This window comes from Monashia sp. NPDC004114 (assembly GCF_053603855.1).
In genome coordinates, this window is sequence record NZ_JBSGGK010000021.1 from 74458 (window position 1) to 91072 (window position 16615).

The following is a 16615-nucleotide window of genomic DNA, read 5'->3' on the forward strand; positions in this document are numbered from 1 at the left end:
CGACGGGGCCGGCGACAGTCCGCCAGGCCAAGAAGAAATGACCCGAGGCAGAACTGGGCGGGCCACTGCAGGAGAGTCTACCGGGACCAGCGCTGAACCGACGAACCGGTGCCGTCGAGGGGACCAGGGAGGCCCCTCGACGGCACCGGCAGACGTCACTGCGGTCGGACGACCGTCACTTCACCGTGATGACCACCCGTGCGTAGTGGGTCAGCGCGGGCGTGCCGTCGTCGGTCGCCTGGAAGATGACGTGGATCGTCTGGCCCGGCTGCGCGTCCTTCGGGACGGTCACCAGGGCAGCACCGTTGGCCGCCGGCCTGACCGAGACGGCACCCGGGTAGGTCCCGGCCTCCTTGTACTGCCAGACGTCGAGCTTGACGCTGTTCCCGTCGGGGTCGGAGACGGCGGCGTTGAGCGGGACGACGGCACCGGCCTCGCGGGTGATGTCGAGCCCCTGGGCGACCGTGACGCTCGGGTTGTGGTTCGCGTCCTGGTACGTCGGTGCGTCGCCCCAGGCCACGCGGCCCGCGAAGTCGTTCTGCAGCTCGGTCGTCCAGCGCACCTGCGCATAGCCCTTGCAGGGGTCGACGAAGCCGCCGCCACACGCGGCATACGGGTTGTCGTCACGGGTGTCGGCCCAGCCCGAGGCGTTCGGCGCGAACCGGCCGCCCCAGCCGCCCCAGGTCGGGTTCTGCGCCGAGCGCAGGCCGTTGAAGTCCATGAGGTAGAGGAACGACGGCGAGTCACCCTCGGAGAGGAAGTCGTTGACGCCGAAGCTGAGGTTGCTCTCCGGTCGCCAACGGTTGTTCTCGTTGTCGCCCGGCGTGGGCTTGCCGTCACGCATGGTGCGGTACTCGTAGGCGAGGGGTCCGTGCCCGTTGATGATGTTCGGCGCGAGCCACGAGCCCCTGAGCGTCGCCTGCAACGGCTGCGGCACCACCCGGGTCCAGGCGTACGCGAAGGCCCAGAACGCCCCCTGGTTGTCGATGATCTTCATCGACGGCCAGTGCGGGCGGATGTAGCCGGCCAGCGTGTTGTCCTGGGTGAGGATGTTGTAGACGACCACCTTGGTGGAGATCTGCTGCTGCACGGTCGCCCACTCCGGCGTGCCGGCATACTGCTCCTCGATCGACTTCAGCGCGCGTGCGAGCGTGTTGGTGCCGCCCCACGCGAGCACGTAGATCGGCTGCGGGTTCGGGTCGAGGATGCGTGCCTTGATGATCTCCGAGCCCTGGGTGACCTCGTCCATCTCACCGACGTTGGTGATGTTGCCGATCTTGTAGATGCTGCGGAGGTAGTCGGGGGTGGGGTACCCGGGCGCCTGGGCGCTGAGGTTCGGGTAGATCGAGGCGTACTTGTCGATGTAGTCGTTGATCCACTCCGTGCCCGTCCACCGGTAGGGGGCGACGGTGCTGCCGTTGCCGGCCCAGTGGAACGTCGAGCTCGTGAGGACGACGGCCTCGGTGTCGAACTCGTTGGCGTAGTAGAGGTACCGGATGAAGCTGTCCATGTCGTCGACCTCACCGTCGTTGGTGAGGATGACCCGCGGCTTGGTCCCGGACGCCTGCGCCGCCGACGCGCCGGCCGCGTTCGCCGAGCCACGTTCCGCAGAGCCAAGTGCCGCAGAGCCGTATGCCGGAGTGCTGGGTTGCGCGGACGCGCCTGCCCCGGCGGCGGTGGCCCCGACCACGAGGCATCCCGTCACGGCCACGCTGGCCGCCATCGTTCGAAAGAGGCGGCGCGAGAGGCCGCCCGAGCTGTTCCTGTCCTGCCTCACATCTGCTCCTGAATGTATATTCGTCATTGAATCGTGAGGGTCTCCGCATCGTTCTCGGGCCGGCGGGCGCTGTCAAGTGGGCCGGGGGAGCGTGGCGCGGGTGCTTGCATCGCATGCATATTCGCTGTTGAATGCTCAGGAGGTGCGTAATACTTCTGGAGGACGACGATGTCGAGACCTCGACGTGCATCCAGTCGCGTCCGCTCGGACGGTCGTCGCCGAGCGCCTGGGCGCCACCCCGCTCGCGTGCGAGAATCCCTCCCGACCGGTCCCGTGACTCCGGAGGCATGATGGTCATCAACCCGCTGGAGGCCGGCGATGCCTCGTCGACGCCCTTCGTCGCGTCCGAGGACACCCGGCTGATGACGAAGGTCGCGCGCCTCTACCACGAGCAGGGCGTCCGGCAGCCGGAGATCGCCAAGCGCCTGAACATCTCCCAGCCCCGGGTCTCGCGTCTGCTCAAGAAGGCCGTCGCGACCGGCATCGTCCGCACGACGGTCGTCACCCCGCGAGGCGTCTTCGCCGAGATCGAGGACGAGATCGAGCAGCGGTACGGCCTGCAGGAGGTCGTCGTGGCCGACACCGGCGAGGACGACGACGAGTACGTCATCACGCCGGCGCTCGGGGCCGCCGCGGCCTACTACCTCGAGACGACCCTGACCGGCGGCGAGCGCATCGGGGTCTCCTCGTGGAGCTCGACCCTGCTCGCCACGGTCGACTCGATGCGCCCCCGCAACAGCCACGAGTGCGAGTCCGTTGTGCAGGTGCTCGGCGGCCTCGGGCAGCCCTCCGCCCAGGCGCGCGCCACCCACCTGGTCGGGCGCCTGGTCCAGGTCACGGGCGCCAAGGCCACCTACCTGCCCGCGCCAGGGCTCGTCACCTCCGACGCGACGCGTCGCGCGTTGCTCGAGGAGGACAGCATCGCCCAGGCGATCGACGCCTTCCCCGACCTCACGGTGCTGCTCGCCGGCATCGGCAGCCTCATGCCCTCTCCCCTGCTGCGCGCGAGCGGCAACGCTGTCAGCTCCCAGGACGAAGACCTCTTGCGCAGCGCCGGGGCCGTCGGCGACGTCTGCATGCGCTACTTCGACGCCGCGGGCAATCCGGTCAAAAGCCACCTCGACGACCGGATCCTCGGCATCGACACAGCCTCCATGCAGCGCATCCCGCGCCGCATCGGCGTCGCGGGCGGGCGGCGCAAGCACGAGGCCATCCGGGCCGCGCTCCTGGGTGGCTGGATCACCGCGCTCGTGACCGACAGCGCCACCGCGGCATACCTCCGCGAAGCCGCCGCCTGACCCCCACGCACCCGACCCCCACGCACCCGACCCCACGCGCGCCAGACCCCACGCGCGCCAGACCCCACGCGCGCCAGACCCCACGCAAGCCCGGCCTGCGCGGCCCCGGACAGGCCCGCGACGGCCGGTGCACCTGCCCGGTCGAGTGGGCGCTCGGTCACTCCCGTCACGTGACGGAAGTGACGGGGCGCCCACTCGACCTTGGTTCCGGACCTGTGACGCCACGGCAATACCCCCGACGGGTCGGCAGACCCTTCTCGTCGAGTGGGCGCCAGGTCACTCCCGTCACACCCGTCACGTGACGGAAGTGACGGGGCGCCCACTCGACCTTGGTTCCGGACCCGTGACGCCGCGGCATACCCCCGCGGGTCGTCAGACCCTTCTCGTCGAGTGGGCGCTCGGTCACTCCCGTCACACCCGTCACGTGACGGAAGTGACGGGGTGCCCACTCGACCTTGGTTGCGGGGGCCCTGGGTCGAGTGGGCGCTCGGCCCCTGCGGGCGGCTGGTCCGTTGACAGTCACAGCACCGCCCCCTACTCTGGCATTGTCTTCATTCACTAGCGAATGGATATTCGATGTCAAGCTCAGGGGTCATTCGCACGAAGCTGAGCGACCGTCGAGGCGGGGTGCTCCTTGCCATCGACCAGGGCACGACCAACACCAAGGCGCTGCTCCTGGACGCCGACTCGGGCCGCGTCGTCGCGCAGGCCTCCGCGCCGACAGCCATCTCCTTCCCGGCCCCCGGTTGGGTGGAGCAGGACGCCGAGCGCATCTGGACCGCGACGACGACCGCCATCGACGAGTGCCTCGAGCAGCTGCCGGACGCCACCGTGCTCGGCATCGGGATCTCCAACCAGCGCGAGACCGTCGTCTGTTGGAGCCGCAGCACCGGCCGGGCCCTGTGCCCGGCGCTGGGCTGGCAGGACGCCCGCACGGCCGCGTGGGTCGCGGCGCTCGCCGCGGACGAGCCGGCCGCCGCGAAGACCGTCCGGGACCGCACCGGCCTGTCCCTGGACCCGATGTTCTCGGCTCCGAAGCTGCGCGCGAGCATCGACGCCGCCCTGGCCACCGGGGCCTCGCCGGCCGACGTCGCCGTCGGCACGGTGGACTCCTGGCTCGTGTGGCGGCTGACCGGCGAGCATGCGACCGACCTCGGCAACGCGTCGCGCACCCTGCTGCTCGACCTGGTGAGTCTCACCTGGGACGACGACCTCATGACGCTCTTCGGAGTCGATCGCGCCCACCTGCCCGAGCTGCGCGCGTCCGACGCCTCGTTCGGGGTGACCTCCGTGCGCCACGGCAGGCTGCCGGCGGGTGTGCCGGTCGTCGCGGTCCTCGCTGACTCGCACGCCGCCCTATACCACCACGGCTGCACGACCCCAGGCACCGGCAAGGCCACCTACGGCACCGGGTCCTCGGTGATGAGCCCCACGGTCGACGCCCGGCCGGGGCCGGCCGGGATCGCCACGACGGTGGCCTGGCACGTGGGCGGCCAGCCCACGTATGCCCGGGAGGGCAACATCGTGGCCACCGGGTCGGCCCTCGACTGGATGGCCTCGACCCTCGGTGTCCCGCCGGGGACTGCCGGCGGCGCCTACCTGACCGAGATGGCCCAGCGGGTGCCGGACAGCGGCGGCGTGTCGTTCGTGCCCGCGTTCTCGGGGCTCGGGGCCCCCTACTGGGACCGGGATGCCGTCGGGGTCCTCGTCGGTGTCTCGGGCGGCACGAGGCGCGAGCACCTCGCCCGGGCCGCGCTCGACTCGGTCGCCCACCAGGTCGCCGACGTCGTCGAGGCCATGGAGTCCGACGGCTCGGCACACATCGACACCCTCCACGCCGATGGCGGAGCCACGGCCTCGCGGCTGCTCATGCAGATCCAGGCGAACCTGCTTGGTCGCCCAATCGAGGTCGCCAGCAGCCCCGCCGCGTCCGCCCTTGGCGCCGCCGCGCTGGCCGCCCACCAGCTGGGAATCACCGCCGCGCCCGCGGAGCCCGGATACCGCGTCACCCCCGAGTACGCCCTACACGCCCCCAACCCGTCCCCCACCCAGACCTCCAACGCCGGCGACGCCCGGCGGATCTGGAGGCAAGCCATTGCCCGCTCGCGCGGGATGTCTGTGTCGCAGACGGACTGAGCCACTGCGCTCCGTCCGGCTCCTGCGACGTAAAGATCGAGAGGAACGACCCAATGACCGACTATCCACCGTTCGGCGCCGGCCTGTGGCACTTCGCGTCCTACGTCGACAGGTACGCCACCGACGGCTACGCGCCCGCGGTGTCGACGCTGGAACAGATCGCCCGCGCCGGGTCGGTCGGTGACCTGTCCTTCGTCGACGTCCCGTACCCGTTCTCCGAGGGCGTCACCGTCGACGACGTCAAGCAGGCGCTTGCCGAGCACGGCCTGCGGGCCATCGGCGTCACCCCTGAGATCTATATGCGCCGGTTCAGCAAGGGCGCGTTCACCAACCCGGACCCCGAGGTCCGGGCCGCCGCGCTCGCCGCTCTCAACGAGGCCGCCGACGTCGTGCGCGCCCTCGACGCCCGCTACCTCAAGGTCTGGCCGGGGCAGGACGGATGGGACTACCCACTGCAGGTCGACCACCACGAGCAGTGGGAGCTGGCCGTCTCCGGCATGCGCGAGCTCGCCCAGGCCAACCCGGACATCAAGATCGTCATCGAGTACAAGCCGCGCGAGCCCCGCAACAAGATGTTCTGGGACTCCGCCGCAAAGACGGCCCTGGGCATCAAGGCCATGGGCGTCGACAACGTCGGCGTGCTCCTGGACTTCGGCCACGCCCTCTTCGGCGGCGAGTCCCCCGCCGCGGCCGCCCAGCTGCTCATCGACCACGACCTGCTGTGGGCCATGGACGTCAACGACAACCTGCGCGGCTGGGACGACGACATGGTCGTCGGCACCGTCCACCCGCTCGAGGTCTTCGAGTTCTTCTACACCCTGAAGGTCAACGGCTGGGAGGGCGTCTGGCAGCTCGACCAGTTCCCCTTCCGCGAGGACACCGTGGAAGCGGCCAAGCTCTCGATCCGGTTCCTCAAGGCCGTCTTCAACGCCCTGGAGAAGCTGGACATCGAGGCGCTGCGCGCGGCCCAATCGCGCCAGGACGCGCTCGCCGCGCAGCGGCTCGTCCAGGACGTCCTCTTCTCGTGCATGACCGAAGACCTGAGGGGCGAGGGATGACCACCGAGGACCTCGTCCCCCACGTCGATCCGCGCGCCGTGCCCCACGACACGCTCACGGTCCTCGGACGCGTGCCCGCCGGCGCGACCCGCGAGCAGCGGGTCGCCCATCTCGCCGAGGCGGCCCGGCTCGTCCGGCGCCGCGACATCGAGATGGTCCGGGCCGCCGGCCTGGGCCACATCGGCGGCGAGTTCTCGGTCATCGACATCCTCGTGACCCTCTACCTCGACGCCATGAACACCTCGCCGGGCCAGCAGAGCGACCCCGAGCGCGACCGTTTCATCCTGTCCAAGGGCCACGCCGCGGCGGCCCTGTACACGACGCTCGCGATCGCCGGGTTCCTCGACCCCGCAGTGCTGCTCACGTTCATGCAGCCGGAGTCCCAGCTCAACGGGCACCCCGCCCGCACGAAGATCAAGGCGGTCGAGGCCAGCACCGGCCCCCTTGGCCACGGACTGCCCATCGCGGTCGGCACCGCCTTCGCCGGCAAGCTCGACGGCTCGGCCCGGCGCACCTTCGTCGTGGTCGGTGACGGCGAGCTGCAGGAGGGGTCCAACTGGGAGGCCCTGATGACCGCGGGCAACCATCACCTGTCGCACCTGTGCATCATCGTCGATCGGAACCGCCTCCAGCAGGGCGCCCGCGTCGAGGACACCAACGACCTCGAGCCCCTCGCCGACAAGCTCGCCGCGTTCGGCCTCGAGGTCGTCGACGTCGACGGCCACGACCACGGCGCGCTGCTGGACGTGTTCGCCGACGTCCCGGCCGCGTCCGGCAAGCCGACCGCGGTGATCGCCCACACGATGAAGGGCCACCCGATCTCGTTCATGTCCGACAACGTCGCCTGGCACCACAAGGTCCCCTCCGCGGACCAGCTGGAGCAGGCACTCGCCGAGCTGGAGCAGTCATGACCGCCACCACCAAGCCGCCCGTCGCCCCGAGCCCGGCCCTGTACGACTGCCGTGACGCCTGGGTCGACGCCCTCATCGAGCTCGCCGAGCACGACGAACGCATCGTCGCCGTCGTCAACGACTCCGTGGGCTCGAGCAAGCTGGCCCCCTTCCAGGACCGGTTCCCCGACCGTCTCGTGAACGTCGGCATCGCCGAGCAGGACATGGTCGGGGTCGGCGCCGGGCTCGCCAACGGCGGCAAGATCCCCTTCGTCTCCGCGGCCGCATGCTTCCTCACCGCCCGCGCCATGGAGCAGATCAAGGTCGACGCCGCCTACTCCCAGCACCACCTGGTCCTCATCGGCCAGAGCCCCGGCATGGCCTACGGCGAGCTCGGCCCGACGCACCACTCGATCGAGGACCTGGCCTGGCTGCGGTCCATCCCCGGCCTCACCGTCATCGTGCCCACCGACCGCACCGAGACAGCGCAGGCGGTGGCCTGGGCGGCGACGGCGGGGTCTCCCGTCTTCATCCGGGTGAGCCGGATGGGTGTGCCTGACCTGATGCCGGAGGGCTACCGGTTCCGGCCCGGCCGGGCGGTCGAGCTGCGCCCCGGCACCGACGTGACCGTGGCAGCCACTGGGACCGCGGTCACGCGCGCGCTGGACGCGGCGACCCTGCTCGAGGCCGAGGGCATCGACGCGCGAGTCATCGCGATGCCGACGATCAAGCCGCTCGACGGCGCGGCGCTCCTTGCGGCCGCGCAGGAGACCGCCGGGATCGTCACCGTCGAGGAGGCGCTCACCTCCGGCCTCGGCGGTGCCGTCGCCGAGTTCCTCGCGCCCCGCCGCCCGACGCCACTGCGCTTCGTCGGCGTGCCCGACACGTTCGCACCGACGGGGTCGGCCGAGTGGCTCCTGGACCACTTCCGCATCAGTGCCGAGGGAGTCTCGGCGGCCGCGCGGGAGATCCTGGCCAGCCGCTGAGCGAACCGGCGACGCTCGTCGCCACCTCAGAGCCGCCGGGCCGGCGTCCCCCAACGTGAGGGTGGGGCGCCGGCCCGGCTTTCGTATGCCGTCCCGCTCCCGGGGCGGTGAGGCAGTCGCCACCAGATCGGGGCCGCGGCACCGTTATCGCGGGCCCGGGGCGGCGAGTCGCCACCAGATGAGGGCCGCGGCGCAGCGGTCGCGGGCCCCGGCGTCGAGTGGTCACCAGATGGGGGCCGCGGCGCCGTCGTGGTGGAGGTCGGTGGGGCGGCATACGACAAGACCGGGGCGGTCGCGGCGTGTGCGACCGCCCCGGTTCCGGGGGGTGGAGCGAGGTCCTACCTGGTTCAGTCGGCGACCGCGAAGTTGGTCACCTTGTCGGCGTTCGCGGAGGTGACGAGCACGCAGTCGACGGACTGCTTCTCCGGCTGGGAGGCCTTGCCGCCCGCCTTGATGTACCCGTCGGCCTGCTCGACCGCCATCTCGGCGATCTGGCTCGCCGGCTGGAGCACGGTGGCCTTGATCTTGCCCGCCTGGATCGAGCTGACAACGTCGGGGCTGCCGTCGAAGCCGACCACGACGACGTCCTTCTTGCCGGCGGCGTCGAGGGCAGCCTGTGCGCCGAGCGCCATGGTGTCGTTGCCGGCGATGATGCCCTTGATGTCAGGGTGTGCCTGAAGGATCGTCTGCGTCTTGGCCAGAGCCTCGGCCTGGTCCCAGTTGGCGGTCTGCTGGGCGACCATCTTCATGGCCGGGATCTGGTCCAGGATGTCGTGGTAGCCCTTGGACCGGACGCCGGCGTTGGTGTCGGTCTCCTTGCCGGTGAGCTCGGCGTAGGAACCGGTGTTCTTCATCTGCTTGGCGAACTCCTGGCCGCCGAGCCCGGCACCCTGGGCGTTGTTCGACACGATCTGCGCGACGGCCACACCGGTCTGGTTGATCTCCCGGTCGATGAGGAACGACGGGATGCCCGCGTTCTTGGCCTTCTGCACGGCCGCGACGGTCACGTCTGCGCCGGCGTTGTCGAGGATGATCGCGGCGGCCTTGCGCGAGATGGCCGTGTCGAAGGCCTGGCTCTGCTTGGTCGGGTCGTCGTCGTGGCTGATGACCAGGGTCTCGTAGCCGAGCTCCTTGGCCTTGGCCGCCGCGGCGTCCTGCTCGGCCTTGAAGAACACGTTGTCCGGGGACGGCGTGATGATGACAACGAGCTTGGACCCCGACCCGCCGGCCGCGGCCGCGGAGGTCTGGCCGCCGGTCGATGTGTTGTCCGAGCTGCTGCCGCACGCGCTGACGGACAGGGCGAGGGCCGCAGCTGCGACGGGCAGCAGCGCCCGACTCATACGCGAGGTGTGACGGAACATGAATGTCCTTTCGGGTGCTGATCTGGATCACTGCTGGATCACTGGAGATCGGGTGCGGAGGTGTGTCTTGGCTGTGTGCGTTTCGTATCTGCGTGGTGGTGTTGTCGAGACCTGCTCGTCGAACCGGGTCCCCGAGGTCATGCGGTCCTCTGGGACAGCGAGGTCTGAAGCCGCTGCTGAGCCTGCTCGAGGACGATCGCGAGGATGATGACGGTGCCTTTGACGACGGACTGCCAGAAGGTCGAGACGCCGACGAGGACGAGGCCGTCGGCGAGGAAGCCGATGACGAAGGCGCCCATGACCGTGCCGACGATGGTGCCGCGCCCGCCGCTGAGGGCGGTGCCGCCGAGGACGGCGGCGGCGATGGCGTTCAGCTCGTAGGTGGTCGCGGTGTCGGGGTATGCCGCGCCCAGCTCCGACGTGAGCAGCATCCCGGCGAGGGCGGCGCAGGCGCCGCTGATGACGTAGACGGCGACCGTGATCCGGGAGACGCGGATGCCCGCGAGGACCGCGGCCCGGTCGTTGCCGCCGACGGCGTAGATGCGCCGGCCGAAGGGCGTCTTGGTCGTGACGACGACCGCGATGACGGCGACGACGACCATGATCCAGACTGCGACGGGAATCCCGAACCAGCTGTTGACGCCGATGATCTCGAAGCCGGTGTTGCCGTGGGCCTCGCTCCCGGCGAGGTTGGGGAAGGTGCCGCCGTTGCTGCGTAGCTGGGCGGCGCCGCGGGCGACATAGAGCATGCCGAGGGTGGCGATGAACGGTGGCACCCGGAACTTGGTGATGAGCGTGCCGTTGACCCACCCGACGAAGCAGCCGACCAGAAGCCCGATGACGATGACGGCGATGACCGACAGGTAGAGCGTGCCGCCGGGAAGGGGAAGGCCCGCGAAGAGAAGGCCGCCCACGATCATGCTCGACAGGCCGGCGACGGACCCGACCGACAGGTCGATGCCGCCGGTGAGGATCACGAAGGTGACGCCGATCGCGAGGATCGCGTTGATCGCCACGTGCTTGGTCATCACGATGAGGTTGCTCGAGGTGAGGTAGTCCTGCGACATCGTGCCGAAGAGGATGATCAGCAGGACGAGGACGACGAGCGTGCGACCGCGTAGCAGCAGCAAGCCGATCCGCGCCAGCGTGTCGCCCCGGGGCGAGTCCTGCTGCTGGGTCGGCGGCGGCTGGGTCGCGGTTGCGGGCGCAACGTCCGTGTTGCTCATTCGGAGACCTCCGTGGCGTGGGTGGTGGGGATGTCGTCTCCCGCCGCCGCGGCGGCGAGCACGGCATCGGACGCGGAGGCGGCGACGAGCGCCTCCTCGGTGAGCTCGGGCCCCGCGAGCTCGGCGGTGATGCGGCCGCGCGCCATCACCAGGACCCGGTCGGCCATGGCCATCACCTCGGCGAGCTCGGAGGAGATGAACAGCACGCCGTAGCCGGCGCCGGCGAGGTTGCTCATGATCTCGGCGATCTGGCTCTTGGCTCCGACGTCGATCCCTCGGGTCGGCTCGTCCAGCAGCAGCACGACCGGCTCGGTCAGCAGCGCCCGGGCGAGGACCACCTTCTGCTGGTTGCCGCCGCTCAGGGACGTCACGGGCGCGGCCAGGGCGGGGATCTTGATCGACAGCTCGCGGACCTTGTCCGTGGCGACCGACCGCTCGACACTCTGCGGGACGAGGCCGCGGCGCGCGAGCCTGCCGATGGTCGACAGCAGGACGTTGTCCCCGACGCTCATGGTCTGCACGAGGCCGTCGCGCTGCCGGTCCTCGGGGACGAGGGCGAGCCCGGCTGCCTGTCGGGCCCGGACGGTGCTCTCCTGGACCAGCTTTCCGCGCACGGTCACCTGACCGGTCGAGTGGCGGCTGCCCATCAGGGCCTCGAAGAGCTCGGTGCGACCGGCACCCATGAGGCCGTAGATGCCGACGACCTCGCCGGCGCGCACCTGGAAGGTGACGTCGGCGACGAGCTCCCTGGGATAGCCCGGAACGGTCAGCCCGGCGACGTCGAGGATCACCTCGCCGATGTGACCGGGTGAGCGCGAGAACAGTGCCTCGGGGTCCTGGCCGACCATCTGGCGCACGATCCACGCGGTGTCCGTGCCCGTCATCGGCTCGTGGGCGACGAGGGAGCCGTCGCGCAGCACGGTGACGTAGTCGCCGATCCGCCGGAACTCGTCGAGCTTGTGCGAGATGTAGATGATGGTGACGTCGGCGCGGCGCAGGTCGTCCATGACCTTGAACAGCACGTCGACCTCGTGGTTGGACAGCGCCGACGTCGGCTCGTCCATGATGAGGATGCGCACGTCCTCCAGGAGCACCCGGGCGATCTCGACCAGCTGCTGCTTGCCGATGGGCAGCTCCCCGACGAGCTGGTCCGGGTCGAGGTCCTGGCCCAGCCGCCCCAGCGCCTCCACGGCGCGGCGGCGCTGTGCAGCGTGGTCCACGAAACGGCCGCCGCGCCGCAGCTCACGTCCGGCGAAGAGGTTCTCCGCGATGGAAAGGTTGGGAAAGAGGCTCAGCTCCTGGTGGATGATCCCGATGCCCCTCGCGATCGCGTCGCGCGGGCTGCCGATGTCCACCGGCTCGCCGTCGAGCAGGATCGTCCCCGAGCTCGGCTGCTCGGCGCCGGCGAGGATCTTCATGAGGGTCGACTTGCCGGCGCCGTTCTCGCCGACGAGGACGTTGACCTTGCCGCGGTAGGCCTCGAAGGTCACCTGCTTGAGGGCTCGGACGCCGCCATATGTCTTGGTCACGTCCACCGCCCGAAGGACGACGTCGTCCGCCGCCGGCCCTGCCGGGTATGCCGTCGCGCCGGGATTCGCGGTCACGACGCGGCCGCCAGCTCGGTCGGGACGACGAGGACGGAGCCCGGCGCGACGAGCGAGAACGCGCCGGCGAACTTCACCTTCTTTCCGACCAGGTCCTTGGCGTTGACGCCGGCAAGGACCTCGGACTTGACCTTGGAGTTCAGCCCGGTGGCGGCGTCGGCATAGTCCAGCTGGTTGGTGAAGTCACCGAACGTGATGAACTTGACCGCGTCGCGCAGCGCCGTCCCGGCGATGACCGGGCCCGTGACGATCTGCACCGTGTTGTCCTTGCCGTCGAGCCCGTCGACCTTGACGGTCAGCGGGTGGCTGGGCGACTCGTCATCGACAGCCTTGACGGTCCCGGTTCCGTTGACGAGGAAGGCGTAGGGGCTTCCGGTCCCGGCCTGGTTGCCGTACTTCTTGCTCGCAGCAGCCTGGTCGGCTGCCAGGGCCGGCAGCAGGTCTGCGGCGGAGACGGCGTCCTTGGTCACGGTCGGAAGGACCTTGGACTCCCAGATCCCGTCGACGTAGGTCTTCGCGTCGAAGGGGGCGGACCCCTGTCCGCCCGAGGTCTCCTGGCCTGCCGCGACGTAGGTGTAGACGCCGGGGACGCGCGAGCAGCCGGCGAACGTCGCTGCGACGACGACGGCCGCGGCCAGCGCCGCGAGGGACCGCACCAGTGTGACGGGCTGAATAGCCATTCGCCATTGAACGAACATACGATGATGATGCCGACCCGGAGGCGTGATGTCAACGGCGTGATGTCAACGACCGGTCGCATTCCCCGCGGTCGACAACGGTCGACACCCTCGCTCGCCAGAACGCGGCCGCCGCGAAGCTCCACCCACACCACCAGTTCCCTACCCCATGGGTTTCGGGCGGCCACTTGACACGACCGGCGACGCGTACCAGCCTTCGTCTGCCCTCGCGATTCAATGGCGAATAGACATTCAGGAGGCTGATGTCACGATGACGACATCAAGCAGCAGGCCCCACAGCCCCCACCGCCGTCTGCGGCGCATCGTCGCTGCCGCGGCAGCGGTCGGCTCGGCCACGGCGGTAGCGGCATCCACCGTCGTCGCCGGCGCCGCGACGGCGACGGCCGACCCGACCAGCCAGGTCGGTCTCTCGGCCAAGCACCGCACCGTGGTGACGACCGACATGGAGCAGGACGACCTCGCGTCGCTGATCCGCTACATGTTCTACACGAACGACCTCGACACCGAGGGCATCATCTACACGGCCAGCAGGTTCCACTGGGCCGGCGACGGCGCCGGCACGCCCTTCTTCCTGCCCGGCCGCGAGTACAAGACACCGCAGACCTCGTGGCGGTGGACCGGGAACCAGACGATCCAGGACCAGGTCATCCCGGCATACGCGCAGGTCTACCCGAACCTCAAGCGGCAGGACTCGCAGTACCCCTCCCCCACCGACCTGCTCGGCATGGTGAAGATCGGCAACGTCGACTTCGAGGGTGAGATGGACCACGACACCCCGGGGTCTGACCTCATCAAGAACCTGCTCCTCGACAACGACCCGCGCCAGCTCTACCTGCAGGCCTGGGGTGGGACCAACACGATCGCCCGCGCCCTCAAGAGCATCCAGGACCAGTACTCCTCGTCGCCCTCGTGGAGCGCGATCCAGAGCAAGGTGAACGACAAGGCCGTCATCCTCGCCTCCGGTTTCCAGGACCAGACGTACGCCGACTACATCGCCAAGGCCTGGCCGTCCGTCAAGGTCGAGCAGCTCTCCGCGGGATACGCGACGTGGGGGTACAACTGCGCCCGGGGCACCGGTGGCAACGTCCGAGGACTCCCGGAGGACCGCGTCTACTTCTCGGGGGCCTGGATCAAGCAGAACATCCAGATCGGGGCCCTGGGCTCGCTCTACCGCTCGTGGCTCGACGGGCAGGCGATGCCGGGCGACCAGCTCGACATCTTCGGCATCCCGGCCCTCGCTCCCGGTGGGTGGTGCAAGCCGCTCGCGCCGTACGACTTCCTGTCCGAGGGTGACAACGTGTCCTACATGCCGCTGCTGGACACCGGCATCGACGTCCCGTCCGACCCGACCCTGGGCGGCTGGGGCGGCCGGGCCACGCAGACCACGACCTCGCCGAACCTGTGGACGATGGTCGGTTCGGAGCTCGACGCCACGGGCAAGAGCGTCAGCAACCTCACGACGCTCAGGTGGGCGGCCGCGGCGCAGAACGACTTCGCGAACCGCATCCAGTGGAGCCTCGGGTCGGTGCAGCGTCCCGACGCCAACCACGCACCGAAGGTGTCGATCCTGGCTCACAACAGCACGACCGTGCACCCCGGCGAGAGCGTGAGCCTGCGCGGTCTCGCGGTCGACCCGGACCAGGATGCCCTCAGCCTGCGCTGGTGGCAGTACCGCGAGGAGGGGACCTACCCCGGAGCTGTCTCGGTCGACGACGCGACCGCCGCCAGCACGACGGTGACGATCCCGGCCGATGCCCAGCCCGGCCAGACGTTGTCCTTCATCTTCCAGGCCACCGATGACGGACAGTTCCCCCTGACCCGCTACGCGCGAGTCGTGCTGACGGTCGGCTGACCCCGGCACACGGCATACGCTCGCCGTCCTGCCCACGCACTGCGCCACGCCTCGGCCCCGCCGATCGCGTGGCGCAGTGCCAGGTGGGGAAGGACCTGCGGCAGCGGCCGAGGGGCGGCGAAGTCAGAGCGGCGGTCGCGGCGCGACCGTACGCTGAGGCGAGCGGGCGAGGCGTCGGGCGACGACGCGCGGCGGACGTGCCAGGCACCCCGTCCATCGGAGCCGAGACGAGGAGTCCGTATGCCGGCACGACAGGCGAGCGTCCGCCTCTCCTTCGAGTCTGCCGGGGCTTTCCGGCGGCACTTCTGGAAGCCCCCGAGAGCCCACGGCGACGTCATCGAGGAGCGAGAGGTCAGCTTCCTCGAGCTCTTCTACGACCTCGTCTACGTCGTCGTGGTCTCGCAAGCGGCCCACCACCTCGCTGCCCACGTCTCATGGGCGGCCGTGGGCCAGTTCGCCGTCGTGTTCGGGCTGATCTGGCTCGCCTGGATCAACGGCGCGGTCTACCACGACCTCCATGGACGCGCGGAGGGGCGGACCCGTACCTACGTGTTCCTGCAGATGGGCCTGATCGCGCTCCTCGCTGTCTACACCGGCGAGGCGACGGGCGCCGACGGGACGGCCTTCGCGCTCGTCTACTGCGCGTTCCTGCTGCTGCTCGGCTGGCTGTGGTACTCCGTGCGCCGCCAGGACGACCCGTCTTTCCGCCCGACGACGACGCCGTACATCGTCGGGGTCTTCGGTTCCGCAACAGCGGTCGGGGCCAGCGCCTGGTTGCCGGACGGCGCGCGCCTCGCCGTGTGGACGCTCGTGGTCGTGGGCTGGCTCGCCGGCATCGTCGTCCTGGACTGGCGCACCGGCGCAACCCGCGACACCAGCGCGAACGCGAGCCCGTCCATGGTCGAGCGGTTCGACCTGTTCACCATCATCGTGCTGGGTGAGGTCGTGGTCGGTGTCGTGAACGGCATCGTCGGGGCCGGCCGCACGCCCATCGCCGTCGTGACCGGCATCCTGGGTCTAGGGATCGGGTTCGCCTACTGGTGGAGCTACTTCGACTTCGTAGGGGCGCGCCGCGTGAGCGCGCGGCGCGGGTCCCTCTCGCGGTGGCTCGTGGGTCATCTCCCGGTGACGATGACGATCGCCGCGACGGGCGCCGTCATGGTGAGCATGGTCGGGCATGCGTCGCAGGGCCATGCTCCCGATCCGGCGCCGATGGTCCTGTCGTTGTCGGTGGCGGTCGGCGTCCTGGCGCTCATCGTCATCGCGACGTCCTTGGCCGACTGGCGCACCCTCGCTCCGGTCTACCGCCCGGTCTCGGTGGCGCTCAGCGCGGCCGCGGTGGCCGCGGTTCTGCTCGGCTGGCTCGCCCCGGCGCCGTGGCTGCAGATCCTGCTGCTGACGGTGGTCCTCGGCGCGGTCTGGCTCTTCGGCATGCTGACCTGGTTCGCCTACACGCAGCGCAGCGAGTGAGGAACGAGCGAGCGGAGCGGAGCGCGGCGGCAACCAGCACAGCCGGGGCGCCGGCGTTGCCTGGACGCAGCGCAGCGAGTGAGGAACGAGCGAGCGCAGCGGAGGAAGGCAACGCCTGGCGGGCGCCGCGGCTCGCGCCGCAGCGGAGCGAGGCGCCAAGTTACTTGACGGAGCCGGACATGAGGCCGCCGATGAAGTAGCGGCCGAGGATGATGTAGACGGCCAGGGTGGGTAGGGAGGCGAGTAGGACGCCGGCCAT

Annotated in this window: 12 protein-coding genes and 1 pseudogene; 7 read left to right on the top strand and 6 right to left on the bottom strand. The window is 70.1% G+C overall.

Translation table 11 applies throughout. From position 1 onward, the window contains the following. Window positions 1–175: 175 nt before the first annotated feature. Entirely contained in the window at window positions 176–1777 is a 1602-nt protein-coding gene (locus ACWEOW_RS21480; protein WP_452271283.1) for a DUF1593 domain-containing protein, read from the bottom strand. Window positions 1778–2067: 290 nt separating this feature from the next. On the opposite strand from ACWEOW_RS21480, the gene ACWEOW_RS21485 reads away from it, so the two are divergent. The 5 genes from ACWEOW_RS21485 to ACWEOW_RS21505 all read left to right on the top strand — a co-directional run bounded on the left by ACWEOW_RS21485 (window position 2068) and on the right by ACWEOW_RS21505 (window position 8145). Continuing rightward, window positions 2068–3075, top strand: coding sequence for a sugar-binding transcriptional regulator (locus ACWEOW_RS21485; RefSeq protein WP_452271284.1), 1008 nt, complete (start codon window positions 2068–2070; stop codon window positions 3073–3075). A gap of 576 nt (window positions 3076–3651) precedes the next feature. Then, window positions 3652–5211 (top strand): FGGY family carbohydrate kinase, encoded by a 1560-nt coding sequence (locus tag ACWEOW_RS21490; protein WP_452271285.1) that lies wholly within the window; start codon window positions 3652–3654, stop codon window positions 5209–5211. A gap of 53 nt (window positions 5212–5264) precedes the next feature. Continuing rightward, window positions 5265–6269 carry a sugar phosphate isomerase/epimerase family protein gene (locus ACWEOW_RS21495; RefSeq protein WP_452271286.1) on the top strand — a complete coding sequence of 335 codons (1005 nt, stop codon included), beginning with the start codon at window positions 5265–5267 and terminating at the stop codon, window positions 6267–6269. Continuing rightward, window positions 6266–7180, top strand: a complete 915-nt coding sequence (locus tag ACWEOW_RS21500; protein WP_452271287.1) for a transketolase — start codon at window positions 6266–6268, stop codon at window positions 7178–7180. Before ACWEOW_RS21495 ends, ACWEOW_RS21500 begins: the two co-directional genes overlap by 4 nt. Next, window positions 7177–8145, top strand: coding sequence for a transketolase family protein (locus tag ACWEOW_RS21505; protein WP_452271288.1), 969 nt, complete (start codon window positions 7177–7179; stop codon window positions 8143–8145). Before ACWEOW_RS21500 ends, ACWEOW_RS21505 begins: the two co-directional genes overlap by 4 nt. A 347-nt stretch (window positions 8146–8492) precedes the next feature. Here the strand turns inward: ACWEOW_RS21505 and ACWEOW_RS21510 are convergent, their stop codons facing one another. From ACWEOW_RS21510 to ACWEOW_RS21525, 4 genes are all read right to left on the bottom strand, one after another. Beyond that, window positions 8493–9506, bottom strand: coding sequence for a substrate-binding domain-containing protein (locus ACWEOW_RS21510; RefSeq protein WP_452271289.1), 1014 nt, complete (start codon window positions 9504–9506; stop codon window positions 8493–8495). A 137-nt stretch (window positions 9507–9643) separates the two neighbouring features. Next, window positions 9644–10732, bottom strand: a complete 1089-nt coding sequence (locus ACWEOW_RS21515; RefSeq protein ID WP_452271290.1) for an ABC transporter permease — start codon at window positions 10730–10732, stop codon at window positions 9644–9646. Next, complete coding sequence (locus ACWEOW_RS21520; protein WP_452271291.1) at window positions 10729–12336, bottom strand: sugar ABC transporter ATP-binding protein; 1608 nt, start codon at window positions 12334–12336, stop codon at window positions 10729–10731. The genes ACWEOW_RS21515 and ACWEOW_RS21520 overlap by 4 nt, the downstream gene beginning before the upstream one ends. Beyond that, on the bottom strand, window positions 12333–13016 hold the full coding sequence (locus ACWEOW_RS21525; protein ID WP_452271292.1) for a DUF2291 domain-containing protein: 684 nt from the start codon (window positions 13014–13016) through the stop codon (window positions 12333–12335). The genes ACWEOW_RS21520 and ACWEOW_RS21525 overlap by 4 nt, the downstream gene beginning before the upstream one ends. Window positions 13017–13284: 268 nt before the next feature. Between ACWEOW_RS21525 and ACWEOW_RS21530 the strand changes: the two genes are divergently transcribed. Next, a complete protein-coding gene (locus tag ACWEOW_RS21530; RefSeq protein ID WP_452271293.1) occupies window positions 13285–14886 on the top strand; it encodes a nucleoside hydrolase-like domain-containing protein in 1602 nt (533 codons plus the stop codon). 240 nt (window positions 14887–15126) lie between these two features. Beyond that, window positions 15127–16356 carry a low temperature requirement protein A gene (locus tag ACWEOW_RS21535; protein ID WP_452271294.1) on the top strand — a complete coding sequence of 410 codons (1230 nt, stop codon included), beginning with the start codon at window positions 15127–15129 and terminating at the stop codon, window positions 16354–16356. Window positions 16357–16516: 160 nt separating this feature from the next. Here the strand turns inward: ACWEOW_RS21535 and ACWEOW_RS21540 are convergent. Then, a pseudogene (locus tag ACWEOW_RS21540) lies at window positions 16517–16615 on the bottom strand (carbohydrate ABC transporter permease); the annotation flags it as partial.

Coding starts and splice junctions, on each gene's coding strand:
- ACWEOW_RS21535 (WP_452271294.1), top strand. CDS start 15,127: ATGCCGGCACGACAGGCGAGCGTCCGCCTCTCCTTCGAGTCTGCCGGG.
- ACWEOW_RS21505 (WP_452271288.1), top strand. CDS start 7,177: ATGACCGCCACCACCAAGCCGCCCGTCGCCCCGAGCCCGGCCCTGTAC.
- ACWEOW_RS21490 (WP_452271285.1), top strand. CDS start 3,652: ATGTCAAGCTCAGGGGTCATTCGCACGAAGCTGAGCGACCGTCGAGGC.
- ACWEOW_RS21525 (WP_452271292.1), bottom strand. CDS start 13,016: ATGGCTATTCAGCCCGTCACACTGGTGCGGTCCCTCGCGGCGCTGGCC.
- ACWEOW_RS21485 (WP_452271284.1), top strand. CDS start 2,068: ATGGTCATCAACCCGCTGGAGGCCGGCGATGCCTCGTCGACGCCCTTC.
- ACWEOW_RS21515 (WP_452271290.1), bottom strand. CDS start 10,732: ATGAGCAACACGGACGTTGCGCCCGCAACCGCGACCCAGCCGCCGCCG.
- ACWEOW_RS21510 (WP_452271289.1), bottom strand. CDS start 9,506: ATGTTCCGTCACACCTCGCGTATGAGTCGGGCGCTGCTGCCCGTCGCA.
- ACWEOW_RS21495 (WP_452271286.1), top strand. CDS start 5,265: ATGACCGACTATCCACCGTTCGGCGCCGGCCTGTGGCACTTCGCGTCC.
- ACWEOW_RS21500 (WP_452271287.1), top strand. CDS start 6,266: ATGACCACCGAGGACCTCGTCCCCCACGTCGATCCGCGCGCCGTGCCC.
- ACWEOW_RS21530 (WP_452271293.1), top strand. CDS start 13,285: ATGACGACATCAAGCAGCAGGCCCCACAGCCCCCACCGCCGTCTGCGG.